Below are 24,698 nucleotides of genomic sequence, written 5' to 3'. Positions count from 1 at the left end.
TTCATTTCTTGCTGTGTCTAATCTCGTCGAAATTCGTGATCTTCAATTCGGGTATGGGCAGCGCACCATTCTGTCGGGGCTGCGCATGGATTTTCCGCGCGGCAAAGTGATTGCTGTCATGGGCGGCTCAGGATCCGGCAAGACGACGATATTGCGCCTGATTGGCGGCCAGATCAGGCCTCAGCAAGGTACGGTCGCTGTCGATGGCCAGCAGATCCAGCAGATGGATAATGCCGGTCTGTATCAGATGCGGCGCAAAATGGGTATGCTGTTTCAGCATGGCGCCCTGTTTACCGATTTAAGTGTATTTGATAATGTCGCGTTTCCGATGCGCGAACATACTGATCTCAGTGAAGCCATGATTCGCGATCTGGTGATGCTGAAATTACATGCTGTTGGCCTGCGCAATGCTGCGCAGCTGATGCCCTCCGAAATTTCCGGCGGTATGGCGCGCAGGGTGGCGTTGGCGCGCGCGGTGGCGCTCGACCCCCAGTTAATGATGTATGACGAGCCGTTTGCCGGACTGGATCCGATTTCGATGGGTGTGACTGCCAATCTGATCCGGAACTTGAACAATGCGCTGGGGTCTACCACGATACTGGTGTCGCACGATGTGCATGAATCTTTTGCCATCGCTGATTATATTTATTTTCTGTCGCAAGGAAAAATTGTGGCTGAGGGCACGCCGCAACAAATGCAGGCATCCGAAGACCCCTATGTCAAACAATTTGTCCATGCTGAGGCAGATGGTCCGGTTCCTTTCCATTATCCGGGGCAGTCTCTGAGAGACGGTCTGGGACTGAAGGAGCGCGTATCATGATTGAGCGTATTGGTGCCTGGGTGCGTGAAACAGCCAGTAATCTGGGGTATGCCGCCCGCTGCTTTTTCGCTATTTTATGGAGTGCTGGCGGACTATGGCGCCGCCCCCGTCTGGTGACGGATCAGATTCATTTTATCGGCAATTATTCTCTGGTCATTATTGCTGTTTCCGGATTGTTTGTCGGATTTGTGCTGGGTTATCAGGGGTATTACACTCTGAACCGTTATGGTTCGGAAGAAGCGTTGGGCCTGCTGGTGGCCTTATCTTTAACCCGCGAACTGGGGCCGGTTGTTACTGCATTGCTGTTTGCCGGGCGGGCAGGGACTTCGCTGACGGCGGAAATTGGCCTGATGAAAGCCGGTGAACAGTTGGCGGCTATGGAAATGATGGCTGTGAATCCGGTTCAGCGGGTTCTTGCTCCACGGTTTCTGGCAGGTCTGATTGCCATGCCGGTATTGACCGCTATCTTCAATGCGATGGGTATCATCGGCGGCTATGTGGTCGGAGTTAAATTGATCGGGGTTGATAACGGCGCATTCTGGTCGCAGATGCAGGCCGGTGTTGAAATCTGGCAGGATATTGGCAACGGTGTCGTGAAAAGTATCGTCTTTGGTTTTGCCGTGACTTTTGTGGCGCTGTTTCAGGGGTATGAGGCGCAGCCGACACCGGAAGGCGTCGCCAGGGCGACTACCAGGACGGTCGTGGTGTCTTCGTTGCTGGTGTTGTGGCTGGATTTCCTGCTGACTGCCTGGATGTTTCAATAATCAGTCATAAAGCGCAACAAAAACTGGCGAAGTTGTCCGTATCCTTCAATGACCGGCATTGAAGCGCCCGAAAAGATTCAATTGGATGTCCCCGTGGTGCCGGGGACCCTAAGGTAAGGATAGATAATGCAAAAAAAATCACTGGATTTCTGGGTTGGCCTGTTTGTCGTGCTGGGTGCGGCAGCGCTGCTGTTTCTCGCATTAAAAGCCGGCAACATGAGTTCATTTTCCCTGGAAAAAAACTACGAAGTTGCGGCGCGCTTCGATAATATCGGCGGCCTGAAGCCGCGGGCTGCGGTCAAAAGTGCCGGTGTGGTCGTAGGACGTGTGTCTGAAATCAAGTTCGATGATAAAACCTTTCAGGCCACCGTCGTCATGCAGCTGGAGACACGTTACAAATTTCCCAAAGACAGTTCGGCTAAAATTCTGACGGCTGGATTGCTGGGAGAGCAATATATCGGCCTGGAACCCGGTGGTGATACGAATAATCTGGCAGCGGGTGACCGGATTAAAATGACGCAGTCGGCAGTGGTGCTGGAAAATCTGATCAGTCAGTTTTTGTTCAGCAAAGCCGCTGACAGCAGTGCGGAAAACAAAAAATGACACAATTTTTGACACGATCCAATGCACACTGGTTTGCCCCACTGATGATTGTGGCGAGTCTGCTGTTGAGCGGATGCAGTACCGTGACGGTGGAAAAAATCCGTGACAAGGCTGACCAGACGCTGGATGCCATCAGCACCAAGACAAATATCGGTAATAATCCACGCGACCCTCTGGAGGGGTTTAACCGGGTGATGTTCAGCTTCAATGACACGCTGGATCAGGCGGTGCTGAAGCCTGTGGCACAGGTTTATCGAAACATCACTCCCGGATTCGCTCAGACTGGTATTGGTAATTTCTTCAGCAATATTGGCGATGTCTGGAACGCAGTGAATAATTTATTGCAGGGCAAAGTGGCTGATGGCACATCCGATGTGATGCGTTTCGCCGTGAACAGTACGTTTGGCTTAGGTGGTTTGCTGGATATCGGCACGCCGGCCGGTTTGCCGAAACACGCTGAAGATTTCGGACAGACGCTGGGGCGCTGGGGCGTGCGTTCCGGGCCTTATCTGGTATTACCGATTCTGGGACCTTCCACCTTGCGGGATGCACTGGCGACGCCGGTTGATCTGAAAGGGGACTTGTGGTCTTACAAACAGCCAATATATATCCGCAATACCGGAACGGTTGTGCGTCTGGTCGATAAGCGGGCATCGGTGCTGGATGCCGGTTCCCTGATCGAAGAAGCCGCACTGGATAAATATGTCTTTTTCCGCGATGCTTACCTGCAACGCCGGGCGGGTCAGATCAACCCGGATGACGATTAAACGATCGCAGCAGACGTGACAGAATGTGATGCATTTGTAAAAAATGGTTTTGTCCGTCAACCGTAACCAGGTCGGGCCGGTTAAGGAATGGCAGATGTGCCATTTTCAAAGAAACACCAAAGGAATCCCTATGAAAGCACTTGTTACACGATTTTTCACTCTGATGTTCGCCGGACTGATGCTGGGCAGCACAGGTCTGGCACTGGCTGCTGACGAAGCGCCGGATCAGCTGGTGAAGCGCCTGAGCCAGGAAATTCTGGATACGGCAAAAAATGATAAAGATATCCAGGCGGGCAATCAGAAACGCGTATTCGATATGGTGGACAGCAAGATTTTGCCGTACATCGATTTTCCCCGCATGACATCGCTGGCAGCAGGAAAAAACTGGCGTGACGCGACACCGGAACAGCAAAAGCAACTGATCAGTGAATTTCGCACTTTGCTGGTTTTTACCTACTCCGGTGCGATTTCCCAAATCAAGGACCAGCGCGTTGAGTTCAAGCCAATGCGTGCTGCGCCGGAAGATACCGAAGTCGAAGTACGTTCGCAGGTGATTCAGGCCAGAGGCGAGCCGATTCAGCTGAATTACCGGCTTGAAAAATTGCCGGGTGGCTGGAAGATCTACGACATCAATGTTCTCGGCGCCTGGCTGGTTGAAACATATAAAGGCAGCTTTGCCGCTGAAATCAGTAAATCCGGTATCGATGGCCTGATTAAAACGCTGTCTGAAAAAAATAAAAAACTTGCTTCTGCTCCGGCAAAAACTGCTTCCAAATAATATTCAGGAATATTCAGGACTGGCCGTGTATAAACTCACCGGTGAATTTTCACAAAACACTGCCCGCGCTGTTGAAGCTGCGGGCAGCAGCATGATTGCTCAAGGCCAGTTCAGCTTTGATTTATCCGGACTGGAACGAATTGATTCTGCCGCAGTTGCTGTCATGATTGAATGGCAGCGACAGGCCGACAAGCAGAATCGGGCGATGGAATTTCACGATGCGCCCGCAGGTCTGCTGAGTCTGATCCGGTTGTATGGTCTGACCGAACAGTTTCAACTCACCGCCTCTGCCGGACGACATTGATTCCCGTTTGCCGGGAAATGTACAGCACCAGTCTGCACATGCTTTCAGTTGTTCTGCTGAAAATCCCCTATAATCAAAGGTTTCGCCCTGAGGGTGAAACCGCTGAATTTTCCAAATTGTCTGATTCTTCAAGAGCACGCAAGTGCAGCATGCCCGATGGCCGCGATACAAATTAGCAATATACAAAAACGTTTCCAGTCTTTACAGGCACTGGGAGGCATTTCCCTGACGATTGAAGAAGGGGAGTTTTTTGGTCTGCTCGGACCAAATGGCGCCGGTAAAACGACATTGATTTCGATCCTGGCGGGATTAAGCCGGGCAGATGCCGGGCAGATCAGCGTGCAGGGGCATGATGTCGTGCGCGATTATCGCGAAGCCCGCCGTAATCTGGGCGTTGTGCCGCAGGAGCTGGTGTTTGACCCGTTCTTTACGGTGCGTGAAACACTGCGCATGCAGTCTGGTTATTTTGGCATCCGGAATAATGACCGCTGGATTGATGAGATCATGGAAAATCTGGATCTCACCAATAAGGCTGACACCAATATGCGTGCTTTGTCCGGCGGTATGAAGCGCCGTGTGCTGGTGGCGCAGGCGCTGGTGCACAAGCCGCCGGTCATTGTGCTGGATGAGCCGACAGCGGGTGTGGACGTGGAATTGCGGCAGACTTTATGGCAGTTTATTGCCCGTCTTAACCGTGAAGGCCATACGATTGTGCTGACCACGCATTATCTGGAAGAGGCTCAGGCACTGTGCAACCGGATTGCCATGCTGAAGTCGGGGAAAATTGTGGCACTGGACAGCACTGCTGCGCTGATTAAGCGCATCTCCGGCTCACAGCTGCGGGTGACGCTGGCTGCCCATGCGAACACCGTTTTGCCGGATGCCTTGCGCAGTCAGATCATCACACACGAACGTTCTGCCGACCCGCGTCAGTTTGCCTTGCGCGTAACGGATTCGGCGCAGGTGGAAACGATGTTGCGCGAGCTGCGGGTCGCTGGTTGTGTCATTGAGGACTTGCAGTTATTGCAGGCCGACCTGGAGGAAGTATTTTTGCAGATTATGGAGGGCGCGAAATGAGCCAGATGACGGGCTTTAACACCTTGCTGTACAAGGAAGTGCTGCGTTTCTGGAAAGTGGCGACCCAGACCATCACCGCGCCGATCATGACGGCTTTGCTGTATCTGCTGATTTTTGGTCATGTGCTCGATGAGCATGTGCAGGTTTATCCGGGCGTAAGGTATACCGCCTTTCTGGTGCCGGGTCTGGTCATGATGAGCGTCTTGCAGAATGCGTTTGCCAATGCTTCTTCTTCCCTGATTCAGTCAAAGATCACCGGCAATCTGGTGTTTGTATTGTTGCCGCCGCTGTCGCACTGGGAACTGTTTAGCGCTTACGTGCTGGCGGCGATTCTGCGCGGGCTGGCAGTCGGGGCGGGTGTGTTTGTGGTGACGGCCTGGTTTGCCGATCTGCATTTTGTCGCGCCGTGGTGGATTGGCATTTTCGCTTTACTGGGTGCCGCGATGCTGGGAACGATGGGGCTGATTGCAGGAATCTGGGCTGAAAAATTCGATCAGCTGGCAGCGTTTCAGAATTTCCTGATCATGCCGGCAACCTTCCTGTCAGGTGTGTTTTACTCTATCCATTCTCTGCCGGTTTTCTGGCAGAGCTTATCCCGGTTTAATCCGTTTTTTTATATGATCGACGGATTCCGTTTCGGTTTCTTTGGCCAGTCTGATGTGGCGCCGCTGCACAGCCTGGCTGTCGTGTCCGTTTTCTTTTTATTGCTGGCGACGATTGCCGTGCAGATGCTGAAACGTGGCTACAAGCTGCGCCACTGAAATCAGGTGATGCCAGTCCTTATTTTATTCAGAAAGATGAATCGTGTTCCCTACTCCTGAACAAATCAAATCCTATATCGCCGCCGGGCTGGAATGCAGTCATCTGGAGGTGGAGGGCGATGGTCAGCATTTCAACGCTGTGATCGTATCCGCCGCTTTTGCCGGAAAGCGCCCTATTCAGCGTCATCAGTTGGTGTACGCCGCCCTGGGCGACCGCATGCGTGAGGAAATCCATGCCCTGTCGATGAAAACCCTGACACCTGAAGAGTACCGGGCATAATGGATAAGTTACTCATCAAAGGCGGTTACCGGTTAAATGGCGATATCCGTATTGCCGGAGCCAAAAATGCCGCATTACCGATTTTATGTGCCGGCTTACTGACAGCCGGTGATGTCAGCCTGCATAACGTGCCATCCTTGCAGGATGTGAACACAATGCTGAAACTGTTGCGCCAGATGGGGTTGCAGGTCACGCAGGAAAACGGTGTCACGGTGTTGAATGGCAGCCAGATAGACCGCCTGGAAGCGCCGTATGATCTGGTGAAAACCATGCGTGCATCGATTCTGGTACTGGGACCTTTACTGGCACGCTTTGGTGAAGCGAAGGTTTCTCTGCCGGGCGGTTGCGCCATTGGTTCGCGTCCGGTGGATCAGCATATCAAAGGCCTGCAGGCGATGGGTGCTGACATTACCATTGAAGCCGGTTATATCCATGCCAGGGCCAAGCGTTTGAGGGGTGCCAGGATCGTCACCGATATGATTACCGTCACCGGCACGGAAAATCTACTGATGGCGGCAACGCTGGCAGACGGCGAAACCGTGCTGGAAAACGCTGCGCGGGAGCCGGAAGTCACGGATCTGGCCAATCTGCTGGTGGCGATGGGGGCGAGGATCGAAGGCATCGGTACCGACCGCCTGGTGATTCAGGGTGTCGCCAGTCTGCATGGCGCGCAACATACTGTGATTGCCGACCGTATCGAGACAGCGACATTCCTGTGTGCTGTTGCCGCGACCGGCGGGGACATCACGCTGAAAAATACCCGTAGTGATATTCTCGATGTGGCACTTGATAAATTACGTGATGCCGGCGTGGTGCTGACTACCGGCCCGGACTGGATTCGCGCGCAGATGAGCAGCCGTCCGAAAGCGGTCAGTTTCCGCACCACGGAATATCCGGGTTTTCCAACCGATATGCAGGCGCAGTTCATGGCGATGAACTGTATCGCGCAAGGTACCAGCCGCGTGACGGAAACGATTTTTGAAAACCGTTTTATGCATGTGCAGGAAATGAACCGGCTTGGCGCAAAAATAGAAATTGACGGACACACTGCGATAGTCAATGGTGTGGAACGATTGATTGGTGCGCCGGTGATGGCAACGGATCTGCGGGCATCGGCTTCACTGGTGATCGCGGGCATGGTCGCTGAAGGTGAAACCCTGATTGACCGGATTTACCATCTGGACCGCGGTTATGACCGCATGGAAGTAAAATTGTCCGCTGTCGGCGCCCACATTCAGAGGATTAAATCATGACTGCACAATTAACACTGGCGCTGTCCAAGGGACGTATTTTTGAAGAGACGCTGCCTTTGCTGGAAGCAGCAGGAATCCGCGTCACAGAAGACCCGGAAAAATCCCGCAAGCTGATCCTTGCCACAAATGATCCCGGTGTGCGCGTGATCATTGTCCGCGCTTCCGATGTGCCGACTTATGTTCAGTATGGCGCAGCAGATTTTGGTGTGGCAGGAAAAGATGTGTTGTATGAGCACGGTGGTGAAGGTTTGTATCAACCGATTGACCTGAATATCGCCAAATGCCGGGTTTCCGTCGCGGTGTCTGCCGGGTTTGATTATGAAAATGCCGTACGCCAGGGCGCGCGCCTGCGGGTGGCGACCAAATACACAGAAACAGCGCGTCAGCATTTCGCCAGCAAAGGTGTACACGTTGATCTGATCAAACTGTATGGCTCAATGGAGCTGGCGCCGCTGGTGGGATTGTCTGATGCCATTGTTGATCTGGTCAGCACCGGCAATACCCTGCGTGCCAATAACCTGGTGGAAGTCGAACATATCATGGACATTTCATCGCGCCTCGTGGTGAACCAGGCTGCGCTCAAACTCAAGCGTGAACGCCTGCAGCCGATTATGGATGCGTTTGAACGCGCTTCCAGACTAAAAGCATCCACTTAAAGAGAATACGTATGGTCTCCCTGATTACCAGACTGGATTCGGACGAAGCGGATTTTTCCCGCAGACTCTCCTCTTTGCTGGCCTTTGAAGCCGCTGAAGATGAAGCGATCGATCGCGCTGCAGCGCATATCCTGGCCAGCGTGAAAGCAAGCGGGGACAATGCTGTGCTGGAAGCGACCAACCGCTTTGACCGGCTGAATGCCAGCAGCATTGCTGAACTTGAATTATCCCGCGAAGAAATGCAGGCGGCGCTGAATGCTTTGCCTGCCGCCCGCCGCAGTGCGCTGGAAACCGCGGCGCAGCGTGTACGTGCCTATCATGAGCGGCAAAAGGTGGAATGCGGTTCGGCAGGCTTCAGTTATTGTGAGCCGGACGGTACAGTCCTGGGGCAGAAAGTCACGCCGCTCGATCGCGTAGGTATTTATGTGCCCGGCGGGAAAGCTGCCTATCCTTCCTCGGTATTGATGAACGCCATTCCAGCCAAAGTTGCTGGCGTACAGGAAATCATCATGGTCGTACCGACCCCGGATGGCGTGAAAAATCCGCTGGTACTGGCGGCTGCGGCAATTGCCGGTGTTGACCGGGTATTTACGATTGGCGGAGCGCAGGCGGTGGGTGCGCTGGCATATGGCACAGCGACGATTCCGCAGGTGGATAAGATTGTCGGTCCGGGTAATGCCTACGTGGCTGCGGCCAAGCGCCGGGTATTCGGCACGGTCGGCATCGATATGATTGCCGGGCCATCAGAAATTCTTGTTCTCAGTGACGGCACTACCGATCCGGATTGGGTGGCAATGGATTTATTTTCACAGGCAGAACACGATGAGCTGGCGCAGTCTATTTTGCTCTGCCCTGATGAAGCGTATCTCAATGCGGTAGAGGACAGCATTCGCCGGTTGTTGCCGCAGATGCCACGTCAGGAAGTGATCCGGACATCGCTCGCCAACCGCGGTGCGCTGATCAAGGTGCGCGATATGCAACAGGCTTGTGAGATCGCAAACAGTATCGCGGCGGAGCATCTGGAAATTTCCGCCAATAACCCACAGCAATGGGCGGATCAGATTCGCCATGCCGGAGCGATGTTCCTTGGCCGCTTTTCTTCGGAAGCGCTCGGTGATTACTGCGCCGGCCCGAATCACGTGTTGCCCACTTCGCGCACTGCCCGTTTTTCTTCGCCGCTCGGTGTGTATGATTTTCAGAAACGCTCATCCATGATTTTTGTCAGCGAGCAGGGTGCCCAGACCTTAGGACGTGTCGCTGCCGAACTGGCGTATGGCGAGGGCTTGCAGGCACATGCCCGCAGTGCTGAGCTGCGGCTGAAGTCATGATTCAGGGATTCAGATAATATGGCAGACAGCTGGCGGAATCAGGTTTTTTGCGAAGATGCGCTGCAAGGGCTGACACGCTTGCCGGATGGCAGTATCGATTTATTGCTGGCCGACCCACCTTACGGACTCGGCAAGGATTACGGGAATGATTCCGACAAACTGGATGCTACCGCTTATCTGGACTGGATGACGCAATGGGTTGATCTCGCCTTGCCGAAGCTGAAACCGAACGGCAGCCTGTATATTTTTTTGACCTGGCGCTATTCCCCGGAAGTGTTTGTGATACTCAAACAGCGCATGAGTATGATGAATGAAATTATCTGGGACCGGAGGGTACCTTCCATGGGGGGCAGTGTGCGCAAGTATTCCTCGGTGCACGACACGATCGGTTTTTTTGTGAAAGCCCGCGATTACTACTTTGATCTTGACGCGATTCGCATTCCCTACGATGCGGCGACGAAGAAGGCACGCAGCCGCAAGATTTTTGAAGGGGCAAAGTGGCTGGAGCTCGGTTTTAATCCCAAGGATGTATGGAGCGTGTCGCGTCTGCATCGGGAGCATGCTGAGCGCGAACCGCATCCTACCCAGAAACCGCTGGAAATCATTGAGCGTATGATCAAGGCATCCTGCCCGCCCGGCGGTGTGGTGCTTGACCCGTTTATGGGCAGTGGCACGACGGCTGTCGCCGCAAAGCGCTGTGGTCGTGATTTTGTTGGTTTTGAACTGAATCCCGATTACTGCGCGATGATACAAAAACGTCTCGCAGAACAACCTGAACAGGCGCTGGCAGCCTGCGTCTGAGCCATTCAGCACGATGTCCTGATGTGTTCTGAGGCGTATCAGTTAACGAGCCGGCTGTTTTGAACAGCTATACCGCATGGAGTGTGACAGTGAGTATTTCAACCCTGACCCAGGTAATCCGTCCGGAAATCGCCGGTCTCGTGAGTTACCATGTACCGGATGCCAGTGGTTTCCTGAAGCTGGATGCGATGGAAAATCCCTATACTTTACCTGAGACGTTGCAGCAGGAGCTGGCGCAGCATCTGTCGAAGGTTGCGATGAACCGGTATCCGGTGCCGTCCTATACCCATCTGAAACAATTGATTGCCACGCGCTTCGGCGTACCCGCCGGGTATGACATCGTGCTGGGTAACGGATCCGATGAACTGATCTCCATGATGTCGGTGGCTTGCGCCCGTCCTGGCGCCAAGGTGCTGGCACCCGTGCCGGGATTTGTCATGTATGCGCTGTCGGCAAAATTAGCAGGCATGGAATTTGTCGGTGTTCCGCTGCTGGCGGATTTCACGCTCGATTTGCCTGCTATGCTGGCGGCGATAGAGGAACATCGCCCTGCCATCACGTATCTTGCTTACCCCAATAATCCGACTGGCAACCTGTATGATACCGATGCGATGCTGCAGATTCTGCGAACGATTGGCGATAGCGGGATTGTCGTGGTGGATGAGGCTTATCAGCCGTTTGCGCAGGCCAGCCTGATGTCCCGGCTGCCTGAATTTGGTCAGCTGGTGGTGATGCGTACCGTATCCAAACTGGGGCTGGCTGGAATACGTCTGGGGTACATGACCGGCAGTCATGCGCTGATGCAGGAATTTGAAAAAGTGCGGCCGCCATACAATATCAATGTGCTGAGTCAGGCGGCGGCAGAATTTATGCTGCAGCATGTAGATGTGCTGGAGCAGCAGGCCGCCATGTTGCGTGAGCAGCGTACCTGGCTCAGTCATCAGCTCGATGGCTTGCCCGGCGTACATGTGTATCCATCAGCAGCAAATTTCCTGCTGATTCGTGTTGCGAATGCCGAACAAGTCTTTGCAAAATTAGTTGAACAAAAAATTTTAGTCAAAAATGTAGGTAAAATGCATAAGCTGCTGGAGAATTGCCTGCGTATCACGGTCAGTACTCCGGAAGAGAATGCTCTTTTTCTTGCTGCTTTTGCGGCATCTTTGTCATCACCATGAATAACTCAATTGAACGCATTGCGGCGGTAACCCGCAATACCAATGAAACGCAAATCCGCGTCGCCATCAATCTCGATGGCAGCGGTCAGCAAAAACTTAATACAGGCGTGCCTTTTCTGGACCACATGCTGGATCAGATCGCGCGTCATGGCCTGATTGATCTGGATATTGAGGCCCATGGCGACCTGCATATCGACGCTCACCATACGGTTGAAGACGTGGGGATTACGCTGGGACAGGCATTTGCGCAGGCAATTGGCGACAAAAAAGGTATCCGTCGTTATGGCCATGCGTATGTGCCGCTGGATGAGGCCTTATCCCGGGTTGTCGTGGATTTCTCCGGCCGTCCGGGACTCAGTTACCACATTCCGTTTACCCGCGCCATGATCGGTAATTTTGATGTCGATCTGGCCAGGGAATTTTTCCAGGGCTTTGTCAATCATGCGCTGATTACGCTGCATATTGACAATCTGAAAGGCGATAACTCTCATCATCAGTGCGAAACGGTTTTCAAGGCATTTGGCCGTGCCTTGCGCATGGCTGTTGAGCTTGACCCGCGTGCTGCGGGAACTATCCCTTCCACCAAAGGTTGTCTCTGATTACCGATACCAGTCAGATAGGGCAGTTCAAACTGGTCAGTCATTATGAATAAAATTGTTGTCGTTGATTATGGTATGGGCAACTTGCGCTCAGTGGCGCAAGCGCTGCAGGCAGTGGCGCCTGAAGCAGAAGTCCTGATTTCAGGTGCGGTGGCAGATATCCGCAGTGCAGACCGTATTGTGCTGCCCGGGCAGGGCGCCATGCCGGATTGCATGCAGAGCCTGCGCGACTCCGGTGTGCAGGATGCAGTACTGGAAGCCAGCCGCAGCAAACCGTTGTTTGGCGTCTGTGTCGGTGAGCAGATGCTGTTCGACGTGAGTGAAGAGGGCGACACGCCAGGTCTGGGTTTATTGCCCGGCAAGGTGGTACGCTTTGCGATGGAGGGGCGCCTGCAGGCCGATGGTTCCCGCTTCAAGGTGCCGCAAATGGGCTGGAACCGGGTGCAGCAGTCACAGCCGCATGTGTTGTGGCAAGGTATACCGGACGCTGCCTATTTTTATTTTGTGCACAGTTATTACGCGCAGCCGGAAAATCCGCAGCACACAGTGGGCATGACCGATTATGGCGATTGGTTTGCCTGTGCCGTGGCGCGTGATAATATTTTTGCGACCCAGTTCCATCCGGAAAAGAGTGCGGCAGCAGGTTTGCAACTGTATAAGAATTTTGTACACTGGAATCCCTGATCACCCGCTGTTATCCAAATCACTTTAAACTGTTTTTTACTGTCTTTCAGACATCTACTTTTTACCATCATGTTGCTCATTCCTGCTATCGACCTGAAAGATGGTCACTGCGTGCGCCTGAAACAAGGCGATATGGACCAGGCCACCGTGTTTTCCGAAGACCCTGCTGAGATGGCCCGGCACTGGCTGAAACAGGGCGCCCGCCGCCTGCATCTGGTGGACCTGAATGGCGCATTTGCCGGCAAGCCGAAAAATGAGGCGGCAGTCAAGGCAATCATTCAGGCGGTGCGCGATTACGCAGAAGAAACCGATACCGAAGAGATTCCCGTGCAACTCGGCGGTGGCATCCGCGATCTCGATACGATTGAGCGTTATCTGGACGATGGCTTGTCGTACATCATCATCGGGACTGCTGCTGTGAAAAACCCCGGATTTCTGGCGGATGCCTGCAGCGCTTTTCCAGGTCAGATTATTGTCGGCATCGACGCTAAGGATGGCAAAGTGGCGACCGATGGCTGGAGCAAACTATCTGGCCATGAAGTGATTGATCTGGCAAGGAAATTTGAAGATTACGGCGTTGAGGCCATCATTTATACCGACATCGGCCGCGATGGCATGATGGGTGGGGTAAATATTGATGCAACAGTCAAACTTGCCCAGGCGGTCAGTATTCCGGTGATCGCCTCCGGTGGCGTGCACAACCTGTCGGACGTCGAAGCTTTGTGCGCAGTTCAGGATGAGGGAATTGACGGCGTGATTTGCGGCCGCTCTATCTATGAAGGAACTCTGGATTTGCTGACAGCACAGGAACGCGCAGATGCGCTGAGCGGTGATCTGGTTGACGATGAAGAAGATGCCGAATGACATTAGCTAAACGTATTATTCCCTGTCTGGATGTGACGGCGGGCCGTGTTGTCAAAGGAATTAATTTTCAGGAGCTGCGCGATGCCGGTGATCCGGTGGAGATTGCGCGCCGTTACGATGAGCAGGGTGCGGACGAAATCACCTTTCTCGATATCACGGCTTCTTCCGATGGTCGTGATTTGATTTTGCCGATTATCGAAGCTGTCGCATCCCAGGTGTTCATTCCTCTGACAGTCGGTGGCGGTGTGCGTACCGTGGCAGATGTGCGCCGCCTGCTCAATGCCGGTGCCGACAAGGTCGGTATGAATACTTCCGCGGTCACCAATCCGCAACTGGTGGCAGATGCCGCGCACAAATACGGTTCGCAATGCATTGTGGTTGCGATCGATGCAAAGCAGGTGGCGTCAGGAAAATGGGAGGTGTTCACGCACGGTGGCCGGAATGCCACCGGACTGGATGCGGTTGAGTGGGCGCAAAAAATGGCGCAGCTTGGTGCTGGCGAGATACTGCTTACCAGCATGGATAAAGACGGAACCCGTTCTGGTTTCGATCTGGGACTGACCCGTGCAGTTTCTGATGCAGTGCCGGTGCCGGTGATTGCATCGGGTGGCGTGGGTGGTTTGCAGGATCTGGCCGATGGCATCAAAATCGGCGGCGCTGACGCTGTACTGGCGGCCAGCATTTTCCATTACGGGCATCATACAGTCGGTGAGGCAAAGCGCTTTATGGCTGCGCAGAATATCCCGGTGAGGCTGACATGAGCGCTGCAAAATGGCTCAACAAGATCAAATGGGACGACCAGGGACTGGTGCCAGTGATTGCTCAGGAAGCCGGTAGTAATGATGTGCTGATGTTTGCATGGATGAATCGTGAGGCTTTATCCCGCACGGTAGAATTGGGGGAGGCGGTGTACTGGAGCCGTTCCCGTAAAAAATTATGGCATAAGGGTGAAGAATCGGGCCATGTGCAGAAGGTCAGGGATATTCGTCTGGATTGTGATGAGGACGTGATTTTGCTGAAGGTTGAGCAGGCTGATGGCATTGCCTGTCATACCGGACGTCATTCCTGCTTTTTCCAGAAATTCGAAGGCGGTCTGAATGATGGTGACTGGCTGGCTGTCGATCCCGTCCTGAAAGATCCGGAAAGTATCTATAAATGAGTACACAGCAGCTCCAGATTCTGGAACACCTTGCGCAGATCATCGAGAGCCGTAAGCCGGCCAATGGTGGTAATCCTGAGCAATCCTATGTTGCACGCCTGTTCGTCAAAGGCGACGATGCCATTTTGAAAAAAATTGGCGAAGAAGCGACCGAAACCGTGATGGCAGCCAAAGATGCACGGGTTTCCGGCAATACGGAAAAAGTATTGTACGAGTGCGCTGACCTGTGGTTTCACTCGCTTGTCATGCTGGCACAGTATGATCTGCACCCGCAACAGGTGCTGGATGAGCTGGCCAGACGGGAAGGTATTTCCGGTCTGGTGGAAAAAGCATCGCGTCAGGATAACTGACCTCTGAGATACATCAGAGTCATCGATTTCTTCATGTATTTTTTCAGTTAACTTGATCGGATACAAAGTGAATAACTGTATTTTCTGTAAAATTGCAGCTAAGCAAATTCCTGCCGCCACGGTTTACGAAGATGAGGATCTGCTGGTATTTAAAGATATCAACCCGGCTGCTCCGGTGCATTTGCTGATTATTCCTAAATTACATCTGGATACTTTGTCAGCTGCACAGGAAGAACATGCCGGTTTGTTGGGGAAAATGCTGGCGCTGGCGCCGCGGATAGCCGATGAGTATGGTTGCGCCCCGGTTGCTAATGCCGACGGAGAGTTGAGCGGCGGATACAAAACCCTGATCAATACGGGACCGGATGGCGGGCAGGAGGTGTATCATTTGCACATGCATGTGATAGGCGGCCCGAAGCCTTGGCGTGGACAACGTTAATTTAAATTTTAAGAAAGAGCATTGCTCTTTGCAGGAGTCAACATGGGTTCATTGAGCATCTGGCATTGGTTAATTGTGCTGGTCGTGGTCGTGCTGGTATTCGGCACTAAAAAACTGGGTAATGTCGGTTCCGATCTGGGCAAGGCTGTCAAAGGCTTTAAAGACGGAATGAAAGGCGAAGAAGAGAAACCTGCGGCTGCACAGCAGGTTGCCGACAAAAGTACGATCGACGTCGACGCCAGAGAAAAAAGCAAACAGTGATGATCTGTTTGATGTCCAGCAGCGGGTTACTGCATGATTGATCTCGGAATCAGTAAACTTGCCCTGATCGGTGTGGTTGCACTGATCGTGATTGGTCCGGAAAAGTTACCCAAGGTCGCCCGTATGGCAGGTACCCTGCTGGGGCGCGCGCAGCGCTATATCAATGACGTCAAAGCAGAAGTCAGCAAAGAGATTGAGCTTGAAGAGCTGCGTAAAGTCCAGAAAGACATGCAGGAGGCCGCTCGCAACGTAGAGCAGTCTGTTGCTGCGTCGCTGGCAGAGGCAGAAAATGAACTGCGCACAGTCGGACAGGAATTTCGTTCAGATTCGCTTGAAAACCATGCAGCCCCGGCTATTTTTGCGACAGAACAGCTGGCGGTAAAGGCCAAAGAGTTTCGCCGCAAAAAACTGACGAAGACAACAGCAATTCCCTCCTGGTATAAAAACCGCCATGGTCAGCGCAGCCATGTGGTTTCTGGATCTGCACGCATGGCGCGTCATCGTACGCGGGTGCGTGCACCGGCCAGTTTTTTCTAATCCATCAGCATGTTTTTGCGATCTTTATTCTGGCGGTATTCGCATGAGTGATTCTACTGAGCACGGTGCTGAGGAAACCTTCATTTCCCATTTAATCGAATTGCGGGATCGTCTGGTGAAGGCTGTGTATGGGCTGGCTGCAGCCTGTGTTGTCCTGATGCTGTGGCCGGGACCATCGGCGATTTATGACTTTCTGGCGCAGCCGATGCTGGCATCCCTACCTGCCGGTGCGAAAATGATCGCTACCGGAGTCATTTCCCCATTTCTGGTGCCGATGAAAGTCACGTTATTGCTGGCTTTTCTGCTGTCCCTGCCGTGGATACTGTATCAGGCGTGGGCATTTATCGCGCCAGGGCTCTACACCCACGAAAAGCGCCTGATTGCACCTTTGGTTGTATCGTCTTCCCTATTGTTTCTGGGCGGGGTTGCGTTTTGCTATTTCCTGGTATTCGGCCGCGTGTTTAAGTTTATTAATGAGTTTGCGCCGGCTTCCATCAGCGTTGCCCCTGATATCGAGAATTATCTCGACTTCATCATGTCCATGTGTCTTGCATTTGGCGTCACATTTGAGGTGCCGGTGGTGGTGGTGGTTCTGGTGCGGATGGGGCTGGTTTCGACGGATAAACTGAAAGCGATTCGCCCTTACGTAATTGTCGGTGCGTTTGTGATCGCGGCGATTGTCACTCCGCCGGATATCGTGAGCCAGTTTTCTCTGGCTTTGCCAATGTGGTTGCTTTACGAGATCGGCTTACTGGTAGCGCCTATGTTTGTTCGCGTCACTCAGGCTCCGGAGAGCGAGCAATAACGCTGCTCCCCGAATCAAGAGTATTTCAGCCTGTACGTAACCACTGAACCAGTGGCAAAGCGCTTTTAAAGGCCGTGAGCAGTGTGGCGATGACCTGTTTACTATCCATGGTCTTGAGATCGCTTTCTGTCCAGACCATGAAGTTTTTCAATTTGATGTATTCAATATGCCGTGCGTCCGCAGCAAAACCTTTGGGCGGGCGTGTCAACTTACCTTCTTCCTGCAGCGCGCCGAATTGTTGCTGCAATTTTTTGTTCTTCAGTACCAGATCGAAACCCTCCGGGTCGTGCAAAATATGTTGCCGGATAGCGAACAGGCGATCTGATGGCGGCATATATTCGCCACAGGCAAAAAACAGACGTCCTTCAGCATCGATCTGGAAATAATAGGCTGGTCCCCCGCCTTCACTGGGTTTTTTTCTGCCACTGGGAAGAATGGATGCTGAAAACGTCGTTTTATACGGAGATTTGTCTGCTGCAAAACGCACGTCACGGTTAATCCGGAAAAGGGATTTTTTAGGATCGCAGCCGGTTACTGCCGGATCGAATTTTTGTATCCCCTGGATCAGTTCTGCGACCAACAGCAGAAACTCTGCCCGCAAAATATCGTAACGCGGTTTGTTCATGACAAACCAGGCGCGGTTATTGTTGTCAGACAGCTCGGACAGAAAGGCTTTGAGATCAATCAGGTGCATAGCGCTTACTCTTCAGGTCGGGTTGGCGGACGTTTGCCGATCAGTACATCCAGCATCGGTTCCTGATTATTTCTGAGCACCTGTATCCGGGCTTTATTGCCAGGTTTTAGCTGGGCGACCAGATTGAGCATTTCGGTCGTACCGGAAACGGGTTTGCCATCGATTGAAATCAGAATATCACCCGGCTTCATACCTGCCTTGTCGGCCGGTCCGCCGCGGATGACGCCCGCAATGATGGTGCCTGATTTTTGTTTCAGGCCAAAACTTTCCGCCAGTTCCGGCGTGATGTCCTGCGGCTCCACGCCCATCCAGCCACGCACAACCTGACCTTGAGTGATAATGGCATCCATGACCATTTTTACTGTCGAGATCGGTGTCGCAAAACCGATGCCGACCGACCCACCGGATTGCGAATAGATGGCCGTGTTGATGCCAAGCAGATTGCCATTGACATCGACCAGCGCCCCGCCGGAGTTGCCCGGGTTAATGGCGGCATCGGTCTGGATGAAATTTTGGAATGCATTGTCTGTCAGGTTATTTCTGCCGAGCGCCGAAATAATACCCATCGTGACCGTTTGTCCGACACCGAATGGGTTGCCGATCGCCAGGACAACGTCACCGACCTGTGCATCTTCCGAGCGTCCCAGCGTGATGACAGGTAAATTTGGTAAATTGATTTTAATGACCGCCAGATCAGTTTCCGGATCGGTACCAACCACCCGTGCTGCTGCCGTGCGGCCATCCGCCAGGGCAATGTCAATTTCGCTCGCAGATTCGACGACATGGTTGTTCGTCAGGATGTAGCCTTCGGCTGAAACGATCACACCTGATCCAAGACTGGACTGTCGTTCCGTGCGCTGATTTTGCTGATCGCCGAAGAAGCGGCGTAAAAACGGGTCATTCAGCAAAGGATTGCGCTGATGCTGAATTTCTTTGGACGTATAGATATTCACAACCGAAGCCATAGCTTTACGGGCAGCGCCGCGATAAGAGTTGGCCGGAGGTGCCGAACTGGCAGGTGCTTCCCTGATGCTCTGGAGCGCCGCCGATCCGGTGACGTTCTTATTCACCCAGTCGGGTTTCAGGGTCGTTACAATAAACCAAATGGCCAGGCCAACTGTCACAGTCTGTGCAAACAATAACCAAAGACGTCGCATAAGGTAAGAAAATTAAAATGAATACAATTGGTAGGGATCAACTGGCCCAATTCTTAGAGACAGAATTGCAAGTAAGCCGTGTTCGTGATTATTGCCCAAATGGCCTTCAGGTGGAAGGGCGGGATACAATTCGTCGCATCATTACCGGGGTGACTGCCAGTCTGGCGCTGCTTGAGCAGTCCATAGCGCTTCAGGCGGATGCGGTTCTGGTGCATCATGGATATTTCTGGCGTGGCGAGGATATGCGGGTGATCCGTCAGAAGCAGAAAAGATTGAAACTGTTATTGGAAAACGGTATTTCTTTATTTGCTTACCATTTGCCGCTCGATATGCATCCGGAGGTCGGAAATAATGCCCAGCTCGCACGTCAGCTGGGATTTTTACCGCAAGCCCGATTCGGCGAGAACGATCTGGGTTGGATCGGTGAAATGCCGGCAGCAGAACCAATGACCGTTGGCGCACTTGCTGTGCATGTGGAAAAAACACTGGGACGTCAGCCCTTGCTCATTGGAGATGCGTTGCAACCGCTGGGCAAGATCGCATGGTGTACCGGCGCCGCGCAAAACATGATGGAGCAGGCGATTGAAGCGGGCGCCAGTGTATATCTGAGCGGTGAAATCTCTGAGCCGACTGTACATTTGGCACGAGAATCCGGCATTGCCTACCTGTCATGCGGTCATCATGCAACGGAACGCTATGGGATCGCGGCCTTGGGTGAAATGATTGCCGCCCGTTTCGGTGTGGAACATCATTTCGTCGATATCGATAACCCGGTCTGATGCCCGAGGCGGAATGCCGGAATGGATTCCGGCGTTCCGCGTTATCCGGAAATGCTTATTTTTTCAAAGAATCGCGGATTTCCCTGAGCAACAGGACATCCTCTGGCGTCACCGCAGGAGCTGGTGCCGGTTCTGATTTGGCTTCGGCTTGCTTGAGTTTATTAAACAACCTGACCATCTGGAAAATGATGAAGGCCAGAATCAGGAAATTCACGGAGACCGTGATAAAACTGCCGTAAGCCAGTACTCCGCCTGCTTTTTTGGCTTCGATCAGCGTCATGCTGGTACTCTGACCGTTCAGTGGCAGGTAGTAATTGGAGAAATCCAGGCCGCCAAAGATGCGTCCGATTATCGGCATGACGACGTCGCCCACCAGTGATTCCACGATTTTTCCAAATGCGCCGCCGATAATCACACCGACGGCCAGATCGACAACATTTCCTTTGCTGGCGAAAGCCTTAAATTCCTGCATCATGCTCATATATCTTCTCCTTAGTGAGGCCTATTTGACTGACAGGGAGCCGGTCAGCATTCAGGTTTTTAAACAATACTTGAAAGAAGTAAATTGTCAATTCGAAAGAAAAAAATTGTTTTGCCTCAAAAAAAGCCGGGCATGCTGAAATAAATCAAAAAATATCGATATTGTTGAAAAAAAGCCTGTAAGTTAGCATTCCGGATATCTTTTGCTTCAAAAGCATATTGAGCTACTTTATAATTTAATGTTGCTAGAAGTAGTTCGGATGGCTTCATCGGGTTTTGATTTTTGACAGATTGGGGTTGGTATGAGTAATGAAAAGCAGGTCGATTCCGGCCGTCGCGGGTTGCTCGTCGCCACTTGCGCGGCGGGTGGTGTGGCAGGTTTGGCAACGGCAGGAGCACTGGTCAGCACTTTCCAGCCATCTGAGCGTGCCAAAGCAGCTGGTGCTCCGGTGGAAATTGATATTTCCGCTTTGAAACCGGGGGAAATGACGACCGTTGAATGGCGCGGCAAACCGGTCTGGATCCTGAAACGTACTCCTGAAATGCTGGCCAGCCTGGCAAAAACGGAAGATAAAGTTGCTGATCCTGTATCTAAAAAACCTTACACCATGGATTTGCCTGAGTACTGTGATAAGCAAACCCGCTCACGTAAAGAGCATCAGGAAATTCTGATTACAGTTGGTATCTGCTCACATCTGGGTTGCTCACCAAGTTCCAAATTTCAGGCAGGTGCGCAGCCTTCTTTGCCGGATGACTGGCAGGGCGGCTTCCTCTGCCCATGCCATGGTTCTACTTTTGACTTGGCGGGTCGCGTATATAAAAACAAACCGGCACCTCAGAATCTGGATGTGCCTCGTCACATGTTTTTGTCGGATACCAAAATTGTCATCGGTAAAGATGAGAAAGGCGAGGCGTAATCATGGCATTTGTTGAAAAAAAGCTTCCTGCAGATGCACCGGTTGTTGACAAAGCGCTCAATTGGGTGGATTCGCGTTTTCCATTGACCAAATTGTGGAACGATCAGTGGGGTAAGTACTACGCACCTAAAAATTTCAATTTCTGGTACATCTTTGGTTCGCTGGCGATGCTGGTCTTGGTAATCCAGATCGTGACCGGTATTTTCCTGGTAATGCATTACAAGCCCGATGCCAATCTGGCATTTGCCTCGGTGGAATACATCATGCGCGATGTGCCTTGGGGCTGGCTGGTGCGCTATATGCATTCGACCGGCGCTTCAGCTTTCTTCATCGTGGTGTATCTGCACATGGCCCGCGCCCTGATGTATGGTTCCTACCGCAAGCCACGTGAGTTGATCTGGCTGTTTGGTTTTGCAATTTTCCTGTGCCTGATGGCCGAGGCCTTCTTCGGTTACCTGCTGCCATGGGGTCAGATGTCCTACTGGGGGGCGCAGGTAATTGTGAACCTGTTTGGTGCAATTCCATTTATTGGCCCTGATCTGTCGCTGTGGATCCGTGGTGATTACGTGGTGTCGGATGCCACCCTGAACCGTTTCTTCTCATTCCATGTGATTGCGATTCCCCTGGTATTGCTGGGACTGGTTGCTGCTCACCTGATTGCGTTGCACGAAGTTGGTTCCAATAATCCTGATGGTATCGAGATTAAGGACAATATCGGTCCGAACGGCCACCCTGTCGATGGTATTCCTTCGCACCCCTACTATTCTTCCAAGGATATTTTCGGTGTGACGGTTTTCCTCACCCTGTTCAGCGCGGTAATTTTCTTTGCGCCGGAGATGGGTGGATATTTCCTGGAGTACAACAACTTCATTCCTGCCGATTCGCTCAAAACGCCTCCGCATATTGCGCCGACATGGTATTTCACGCCGTTTTATTCGATTCTGCGAGCGACCACTTCCGAGTTCCTGTACGTTGTTCAGGCTGGTATCGCTGCCTATGTTGCGTTGATTTACATGACCACCAAATTGCCGCAGATGATCAAGATGGCGATTGCCGGTATCGCTTTGCTGGCGATTGTCGGTATGATGCCTTTTGGCCTGGATGCTAAATTCTGGGGCGTGGTTTTGTTTGGTGGTTCAGTCGTGATTCTGGCTTTCTTGCCTTGGTTGGACGTATCACCTGCAAAATCGATCCGCTATCGTCCTGACTGGCATAAATCTGTTTATATCGTTTTCGGTATTGCTTTCGTGACGCTGGGCTATCTAGGTGTGCAGCCACCTTCTCCGACTGGTGAGCGTATTTCTCAGGTTTGTGCAATCATTTACTTCGGCTTCTTCCTGTTGATGCCATGGTGGAGTGCGATGGGTACATTCAAACCGGTACCGAAGCGCGTAACATTTGTAGCTCATTGAGCGGACTCTGCGAGGAAGAATAAGTATGAAATTACTGAAAAAACTGATTGCCGCTGCATCCTTGGTTCCTGCTCTCGCGTTGGCAAGCGGAGGCACCTTCCCACTGGACCACGCCCCAGACCGGACGACGGATATGGCCGCTTTGCAGAATGGCGCAAAATTGTTCGTCAATTATTGCCTGAATTGTCACTCTGCATCCGCCATGCGTTACAACCGCCTGAGAGATATCGGACTGACTGAGGATCAGATCAAACAGAACCTGTTGTTCACAGGGGAAAAGGTCGGTGATCTGATGAAGAACACCATGTCTCCAAAAGATGCTAAGGCCTGGTTTGGTGCGGTTCCTCCCGATCTGTCGGTAATCGCACGGGCAAAAGCATCTGAGGCTGGTTCCGGTGCTGACTGGTTGTATACTTATCTGCGTACTTATTACAAGGATGATTCACGGCCAACTGGTTGGAATAACCTGGTATTTCCAAATGTCGGGATGCCGCATGTTTTGTGGCAGTTGCAAGGTGTGCGGAATGCCAAATTCGTTGAAAAGAAAGATCCGCACGACGAGTCCAAATCGGTTCACCAGTTCGATGGCTTTGAAAAAGTTACTGCGGGCAGCATGACTGCCGCTGAATATGACAACGCTGTTGGTGATCTGGTTGCTTATCTGCAGTGGATGGGCGAGCCAGCTCAGAATACCCGTAAACGTCTTGGCGTCGTGGTTCTGATCTTTATGGCCGGACTGGCAACTTTGGCCTGGCGTTTGAATGCATCTTTCTGGAAAGAAGTAAAATAACGCATTGTTTCCTGTTGTGTTCTGTCTTTGATAAACGCAACAGGAATTTTTAAGATCGTCCGTTTCTTTCCGTCGTAAACGGACGAGTAATCCCTGGGGTGAGGCGCGCAAAATTGGCTCCTCGCCCTGATTGTTTCTAAGGAACTATAAAAATGATGGTTCTCTATTCGGGTACAACCTGTCCATTTTCTCAACGTTGCCGCCTGGTGCTGTTCGAAAAAGGTATGGATTTTGAAATCCGCGATGTTGATTTATTCAATAAACCAGAAGATATCTCGACCATGAATCCCTATGGACAGGTACCGATTCTGGTTGAGCGTGAATTGATTTTGTATGAATCCAATATCATCAATGAATATATTGATGAGCGTTTTCCGCATCCGCAACTGATGCCGGCTGACCCGCTGCAGCGTGCCCGTGCGCGGTTAATGCTGTTTAACTTTGAAAAAGAATTATTTGTACACGTTCATACACTGGAAAATGACAAAAGCTCCAGCTCCGCCAAGGTGCAGGATAAGGCACGTGCAGAAATTCGCGATCGTCTGACTCAGCTCGCTCCTTTATTTGTGAAAAACAAATATATGCTGGGTGATGAGTTTTCTATGCTGGATGTTGCCGTGGCGCCGTTGTTATGGCGTCTGGATCATTACGGCATTGAACTGTCAAAAACAGCTGCGCCGATCATGAAATATGCGGAGCGGATTTTTTCCCGTCCTGCGTATATTGAGGCATTGACACCATCGGAAAAAGTCATGCGCCGTTAAATCGCGCATTGCATTGATTCAGATGTACTGCAAGGCTGACTTCCCGTAAGTCAGCCTTGTTGTTTTTGTTTGACCGATCTATTCTTAACTTTGTCGTTTTGTCCGGGAAGCCAATATGGAAGCAACCTCTACCAAGCCTTATTTCATGCGCGCCATCTATGAATGGTGTACAGATAACGGTTATACGCCGTATATGGCGGTGAAAGCCGCCGGTGCCGCCCAAGTCCCGATGGAATTTGTCCGGAATGGCGAAATTGTCCTGAACATCAGTTTTGGCGCGACCAGTGGCTTGAAAATGGATAATGATGCAGTGACTTTCAAAGCACGGTTTGGCGGGGTTTCACGCGACATCTATGTTCCTGTTGCCAATGTGATTGCGATCTATGCGAGTGAAAATGGTCAGGGTATGGCATTTGAAGTGGATTTATCGCAGACCTTGTCAGAGCCTCCGGAAGCAGTTCAGGATACATCCGCAAAGAAAATTGGTCTCGCTGCCGTGAGCACACAGGCCGAAGTGAATGAAAGTCCGTCCGTTGCCGGGGATCACAAAAAAACAGAAAAAAAATCAGAAAAACCCTCGCTAAAAATAATAAAGTAGCCTATAATCTTGGTCTTCGGGAATGCGCGTGTTTCGCATAAC

33 protein-coding genes are annotated in these 24,698 nt (G+C 52.0%); 30 read left to right on the top strand and 3 right to left on the bottom strand.

The genetic code is table 11. From position 1 onward, the window contains the following. Window positions 1-13 precede the first annotated feature (13 nt). From HV832_RS00460 to tatC, 24 genes are all read left to right on the top strand, one after another. Entirely contained in the window at window positions 14-820 is an 807-nt protein-coding gene (locus HV832_RS00460; protein WP_176801589.1) for an ABC transporter ATP-binding protein, read from the top strand. Further along, window positions 817-1,584: a lipid asymmetry maintenance ABC transporter permease subunit MlaE gene (gene mlaE, locus HV832_RS00455; protein WP_176801588.1), complete on the top strand. Its 768-nt coding sequence runs from the start codon at window positions 817-819 to the stop codon at window positions 1,582-1,584. Before HV832_RS00460 ends, mlaE begins: the two co-directional genes overlap by 4 nt. A 126-nt stretch (window positions 1,585-1,710) precedes the next feature. After that, window positions 1,711-2,187 carry an outer membrane lipid asymmetry maintenance protein MlaD gene (gene mlaD / locus HV832_RS00450; protein ID WP_176801587.1) on the top strand — a complete coding sequence of 159 codons (477 nt, stop codon included), beginning with the start codon at window positions 1,711-1,713 and terminating at the stop codon, window positions 2,185-2,187. After that, on the top strand, window positions 2,184-2,954 hold the full coding sequence (locus tag HV832_RS00445) for an MlaA family lipoprotein (RefSeq protein WP_399311072.1): 771 nt from the start codon (window positions 2,184-2,186) through the stop codon (window positions 2,952-2,954). Before mlaD ends, HV832_RS00445 begins: the two co-directional genes overlap by 4 nt. A 130-nt stretch (window positions 2,955-3,084) precedes the next feature. Further along, on the top strand, window positions 3,085-3,732 hold the full coding sequence (locus HV832_RS00440; protein ID WP_176801586.1) for an MlaC/ttg2D family ABC transporter substrate-binding protein: 648 nt from the start codon (window positions 3,085-3,087) through the stop codon (window positions 3,730-3,732). Further along, window positions 3,698-4,036 (top strand): STAS domain-containing protein, encoded by a 339-nt coding sequence (locus HV832_RS17455; RefSeq protein WP_223827308.1) that lies wholly within the window; start codon window positions 3,698-3,700, stop codon window positions 4,034-4,036. Before HV832_RS00440 ends, HV832_RS17455 begins: the two co-directional genes overlap by 35 nt. Before the next feature lie 156 nt (window positions 4,037-4,192). Beyond that, on the top strand, window positions 4,193-5,113 hold the full coding sequence (locus tag HV832_RS00430) for an ABC transporter ATP-binding protein (RefSeq protein WP_176801584.1): 921 nt from the start codon (window positions 4,193-4,195) through the stop codon (window positions 5,111-5,113). 5 nt (window positions 5,114-5,118) lie between these two features. Further along, complete coding sequence (locus tag HV832_RS00425) at window positions 5,119-5,874, top strand: ABC transporter permease (protein ID WP_176802055.1); 756 nt, start codon at window positions 5,119-5,121, stop codon at window positions 5,872-5,874. Between the two features lie 43 nt (window positions 5,875-5,917). Continuing rightward, window positions 5,918-6,154 carry a BolA family protein gene (locus HV832_RS00420; RefSeq protein WP_176801583.1) on the top strand — a complete coding sequence of 79 codons (237 nt, stop codon included), beginning with the start codon at window positions 5,918-5,920 and terminating at the stop codon, window positions 6,152-6,154. After that, window positions 6,154-7,407, top strand: a complete 1,254-nt coding sequence (gene murA / locus HV832_RS00415) for a UDP-N-acetylglucosamine 1-carboxyvinyltransferase (protein WP_176801582.1) — start codon at window positions 6,154-6,156, stop codon at window positions 7,405-7,407. The genes HV832_RS00420 and murA overlap by 1 nt, the downstream gene beginning before the upstream one ends. Further along, window positions 7,404-8,063, top strand: coding sequence for an ATP phosphoribosyltransferase (gene hisG, locus HV832_RS00410; protein WP_176801581.1), 660 nt, complete (start codon window positions 7,404-7,406; stop codon window positions 8,061-8,063). The genes murA and hisG overlap by 4 nt, the downstream gene beginning before the upstream one ends. Before the next feature lie 11 nt (window positions 8,064-8,074). Next, the gene (hisD, locus tag HV832_RS00405) at window positions 8,075-9,391 is read left to right on the top strand and encodes a histidinol dehydrogenase (protein ID WP_176801580.1); all 1,317 of its coding nucleotides are present in this window, start codon (window positions 8,075-8,077) and stop codon (window positions 9,389-9,391) included. A gap of 18 nt (window positions 9,392-9,409) precedes the next feature. Continuing rightward, the gene (locus HV832_RS00400; protein WP_176801579.1) at window positions 9,410-10,192 is read left to right on the top strand and encodes a DNA-methyltransferase; all 783 of its coding nucleotides are present in this window, start codon (window positions 9,410-9,412) and stop codon (window positions 10,190-10,192) included. A 95-nt stretch (window positions 10,193-10,287) separates the two neighbouring features. Beyond that, a complete protein-coding gene (hisC, locus tag HV832_RS00395; protein ID WP_176802054.1) occupies window positions 10,288-11,367 on the top strand; it encodes a histidinol-phosphate transaminase in 1,080 nt (359 codons plus the stop codon). After that, on the top strand, window positions 11,364-11,966 hold the full coding sequence (gene hisB, locus HV832_RS00390; protein WP_176801578.1) for an imidazoleglycerol-phosphate dehydratase HisB: 603 nt from the start codon (window positions 11,364-11,366) through the stop codon (window positions 11,964-11,966). The genes hisC and hisB overlap by 4 nt, the downstream gene beginning before the upstream one ends. Window positions 11,967-12,011: 45 nt before the next feature. Beyond that, window positions 12,012-12,650 (top strand): imidazole glycerol phosphate synthase subunit HisH, encoded by a 639-nt coding sequence (hisH, locus tag HV832_RS00385; protein ID WP_176801577.1) that lies wholly within the window; start codon window positions 12,012-12,014, stop codon window positions 12,648-12,650. 69 nt (window positions 12,651-12,719) lie between these two features. Next, the gene (gene hisA, locus HV832_RS00380; protein ID WP_176801576.1) at window positions 12,720-13,514 is read left to right on the top strand and encodes a 1-(5-phosphoribosyl)-5-[(5-phosphoribosylamino)methylideneamino]imidazole-4-carboxamide isomerase; all 795 of its coding nucleotides are present in this window, start codon (window positions 12,720-12,722) and stop codon (window positions 13,512-13,514) included. Further along, window positions 13,511-14,275 carry an imidazole glycerol phosphate synthase subunit HisF gene (gene hisF, locus HV832_RS00375; protein WP_176801575.1) on the top strand — a complete coding sequence of 255 codons (765 nt, stop codon included), beginning with the start codon at window positions 13,511-13,513 and terminating at the stop codon, window positions 14,273-14,275. Before hisA ends, hisF begins: the two co-directional genes overlap by 4 nt. Continuing rightward, window positions 14,272-14,673, top strand: coding sequence for a phosphoribosyl-AMP cyclohydrolase (hisI, locus tag HV832_RS00370; protein ID WP_176801574.1), 402 nt, complete (start codon window positions 14,272-14,274; stop codon window positions 14,671-14,673). Before hisF ends, hisI begins: the two co-directional genes overlap by 4 nt. Beyond that, window positions 14,670-15,023: a phosphoribosyl-ATP diphosphatase gene (locus HV832_RS00365; RefSeq protein ID WP_176801573.1), complete on the top strand. Its 354-nt coding sequence runs from the start codon at window positions 14,670-14,672 to the stop codon at window positions 15,021-15,023. Before hisI ends, HV832_RS00365 begins: the two co-directional genes overlap by 4 nt. A 67-nt stretch (window positions 15,024-15,090) precedes the next feature. Beyond that, on the top strand, window positions 15,091-15,462 hold the full coding sequence (locus HV832_RS00360) for a histidine triad nucleotide-binding protein (RefSeq protein WP_176801572.1): 372 nt from the start codon (window positions 15,091-15,093) through the stop codon (window positions 15,460-15,462). A gap of 42 nt (window positions 15,463-15,504) precedes the next feature. Next, complete coding sequence (gene tatA / locus HV832_RS00355; RefSeq protein WP_176801571.1) at window positions 15,505-15,723, top strand: Sec-independent protein translocase subunit TatA; 219 nt, start codon at window positions 15,505-15,507, stop codon at window positions 15,721-15,723. 33 nt (window positions 15,724-15,756) lie between these two features. Beyond that, window positions 15,757-16,260 (top strand): Sec-independent protein translocase protein TatB, encoded by a 504-nt coding sequence (gene tatB / locus HV832_RS00350; RefSeq protein WP_176801570.1) that lies wholly within the window; start codon window positions 15,757-15,759, stop codon window positions 16,258-16,260. Between the two features lie 43 nt (window positions 16,261-16,303). Beyond that, entirely contained in the window at window positions 16,304-17,065 is a 762-nt protein-coding gene (tatC, locus tag HV832_RS00345) for a twin-arginine translocase subunit TatC (RefSeq protein ID WP_176801569.1), read from the top strand. Between the two features lie 25 nt (window positions 17,066-17,090). Here tatC and HV832_RS00340 read toward each other — a convergent pair whose 3' ends face one another. Together HV832_RS00340 and HV832_RS00335 are read right to left on the bottom strand one after the other, a co-directional pair. After that, entirely contained in the window at window positions 17,091-17,759 is a 669-nt protein-coding gene (locus tag HV832_RS00340) for a DUF2461 domain-containing protein (RefSeq protein WP_176801568.1), read from the bottom strand. 5 nt (window positions 17,760-17,764) lie between these two features. Next, a complete protein-coding gene (locus tag HV832_RS00335; protein ID WP_176801567.1) occupies window positions 17,765-18,916 on the bottom strand; it encodes a Do family serine endopeptidase in 1,152 nt (383 codons plus the stop codon). A 17-nt stretch (window positions 18,917-18,933) separates the two neighbouring features. On the opposite strand from HV832_RS00335, the gene HV832_RS00330 reads away from it, so the two are divergent. Further along, window positions 18,934-19,695, top strand: coding sequence for a Nif3-like dinuclear metal center hexameric protein (locus HV832_RS00330; protein ID WP_176801566.1), 762 nt, complete (start codon window positions 18,934-18,936; stop codon window positions 19,693-19,695). 55 nt (window positions 19,696-19,750) lie between these two features. Here the strand turns inward: HV832_RS00330 and mscL are convergent, their stop codons facing one another. Further along, window positions 19,751-20,176, bottom strand: coding sequence for a large conductance mechanosensitive channel protein MscL (gene mscL, locus HV832_RS00325; protein ID WP_280525078.1), 426 nt, complete (start codon window positions 20,174-20,176; stop codon window positions 19,751-19,753). A 301-nt stretch (window positions 20,177-20,477) separates the two neighbouring features. On the opposite strand from mscL, the gene petA reads away from it, so the two are divergent. The 5 genes from petA (at window position 20,478) to HV832_RS00300 (ending at window position 24,656) form a co-directional block, all read left to right on the top strand. After that, the gene (gene petA, locus HV832_RS00320; RefSeq protein WP_176801565.1) at window positions 20,478-21,092 is read left to right on the top strand and encodes a ubiquinol-cytochrome c reductase iron-sulfur subunit; all 615 of its coding nucleotides are present in this window, start codon (window positions 20,478-20,480) and stop codon (window positions 21,090-21,092) included. Next, a complete protein-coding gene (locus HV832_RS00315; RefSeq protein ID WP_176802052.1) occupies window positions 21,092-22,504 on the top strand; it encodes a cytochrome b in 1,413 nt (470 codons plus the stop codon). The genes petA and HV832_RS00315 overlap by 1 nt, the downstream gene beginning before the upstream one ends. Before the next feature lie 25 nt (window positions 22,505-22,529). Then, on the top strand, window positions 22,530-23,294 hold the full coding sequence (locus HV832_RS00310; protein ID WP_176801564.1) for a cytochrome c1: 765 nt from the start codon (window positions 22,530-22,532) through the stop codon (window positions 23,292-23,294). Between the two features lie 152 nt (window positions 23,295-23,446). Beyond that, window positions 23,447-24,058, top strand: a complete 612-nt coding sequence (locus HV832_RS00305; protein WP_176801563.1) for a glutathione S-transferase N-terminal domain-containing protein — start codon at window positions 23,447-23,449, stop codon at window positions 24,056-24,058. A 115-nt stretch (window positions 24,059-24,173) separates the two neighbouring features. Further along, the gene (locus tag HV832_RS00300) at window positions 24,174-24,656 is read left to right on the top strand and encodes a ClpXP protease specificity-enhancing factor (RefSeq protein ID WP_176801562.1); all 483 of its coding nucleotides are present in this window, start codon (window positions 24,174-24,176) and stop codon (window positions 24,654-24,656) included. Window positions 24,657-24,698 lie beyond the last annotated feature (42 nt).

The sequence above is a fragment of the Cognatundibacterium oligocarboniphilum genome (assembly GCF_013377855.1).
Taxonomy (GTDB): Bacteria; Pseudomonadota; Gammaproteobacteria; order Burkholderiales; family Burkholderiaceae_D; genus Undibacterium; species Undibacterium oligocarboniphilum.
The sequence above is the reverse complement of the archived record's forward strand: the minus strand, read 5'-3'. Positions and strand labels throughout refer to the sequence as shown.

Coding starts and splice junctions, on each gene's coding strand:
- hisI (WP_176801574.1), top strand. CDS start 14,272: ATGAGCGCTGCAAAATGGCTCAACAAGATCAAATGGGACGACCAGGGA.
- HV832_RS00340 (WP_176801568.1), bottom strand. CDS start 17,759: ATGCACCTGATTGATCTCAAAGCCTTTCTGTCCGAGCTGTCTGACAAC.
- HV832_RS00430 (WP_176801584.1), top strand. CDS start 4,193: ATGGCCGCGATACAAATTAGCAATATACAAAAACGTTTCCAGTCTTTA.
- HV832_RS00305 (WP_176801563.1), top strand. CDS start 23,447: ATGATGGTTCTCTATTCGGGTACAACCTGTCCATTTTCTCAACGTTGC.
- HV832_RS00300 (WP_176801562.1), top strand. CDS start 24,174: ATGGAAGCAACCTCTACCAAGCCTTATTTCATGCGCGCCATCTATGAA.
- mlaE (WP_176801588.1), top strand. CDS start 817: ATGATTGAGCGTATTGGTGCCTGGGTGCGTGAAACAGCCAGTAATCTG.
- hisF (WP_176801575.1), top strand. CDS start 13,511: ATGACATTAGCTAAACGTATTATTCCCTGTCTGGATGTGACGGCGGGC.
- petA (WP_176801565.1), top strand. CDS start 20,478: ATGAGTAATGAAAAGCAGGTCGATTCCGGCCGTCGCGGGTTGCTCGTC.
- HV832_RS00445 (WP_399311072.1), top strand. CDS start 2,184: ATGACACAATTTTTGACACGATCCAATGCACACTGGTTTGCCCCACTG.
- mscL (WP_280525078.1), bottom strand. CDS start 20,176: ATGAGCATGATGCAGGAATTTAAGGCTTTCGCCAGCAAAGGAAATGTT.
- tatC (WP_176801569.1), top strand. CDS start 16,304: ATGAGTGATTCTACTGAGCACGGTGCTGAGGAAACCTTCATTTCCCAT.
- hisA (WP_176801576.1), top strand. CDS start 12,720: ATGTTGCTCATTCCTGCTATCGACCTGAAAGATGGTCACTGCGTGCGC.
- hisD (WP_176801580.1), top strand. CDS start 8,075: ATGGTCTCCCTGATTACCAGACTGGATTCGGACGAAGCGGATTTTTCC.
- mlaD (WP_176801587.1), top strand. CDS start 1,711: ATGCAAAAAAAATCACTGGATTTCTGGGTTGGCCTGTTTGTCGTGCTG.
- HV832_RS00440 (WP_176801586.1), top strand. CDS start 3,085: ATGAAAGCACTTGTTACACGATTTTTCACTCTGATGTTCGCCGGACTG.
- murA (WP_176801582.1), top strand. CDS start 6,154: ATGGATAAGTTACTCATCAAAGGCGGTTACCGGTTAAATGGCGATATC.
- HV832_RS00365 (WP_176801573.1), top strand. CDS start 14,670: ATGAGTACACAGCAGCTCCAGATTCTGGAACACCTTGCGCAGATCATC.
- tatB (WP_176801570.1), top strand. CDS start 15,757: ATGATTGATCTCGGAATCAGTAAACTTGCCCTGATCGGTGTGGTTGCA.
- hisH (WP_176801577.1), top strand. CDS start 12,012: ATGAATAAAATTGTTGTCGTTGATTATGGTATGGGCAACTTGCGCTCA.
- hisG (WP_176801581.1), top strand. CDS start 7,404: ATGACTGCACAATTAACACTGGCGCTGTCCAAGGGACGTATTTTTGAA.
- HV832_RS00330 (WP_176801566.1), top strand. CDS start 18,934: ATGAATACAATTGGTAGGGATCAACTGGCCCAATTCTTAGAGACAGAA.
- hisB (WP_176801578.1), top strand. CDS start 11,364: ATGAATAACTCAATTGAACGCATTGCGGCGGTAACCCGCAATACCAAT.
- HV832_RS00310 (WP_176801564.1), top strand. CDS start 22,530: ATGAAATTACTGAAAAAACTGATTGCCGCTGCATCCTTGGTTCCTGCT.
- tatA (WP_176801571.1), top strand. CDS start 15,505: ATGGGTTCATTGAGCATCTGGCATTGGTTAATTGTGCTGGTCGTGGTC.
- HV832_RS00335 (WP_176801567.1), bottom strand. CDS start 18,916: ATGCGACGTCTTTGGTTATTGTTTGCACAGACTGTGACAGTTGGCCTG.
- HV832_RS00425 (WP_176802055.1), top strand. CDS start 5,119: ATGACGGGCTTTAACACCTTGCTGTACAAGGAAGTGCTGCGTTTCTGG.
- HV832_RS00400 (WP_176801579.1), top strand. CDS start 9,410: ATGGCAGACAGCTGGCGGAATCAGGTTTTTTGCGAAGATGCGCTGCAA.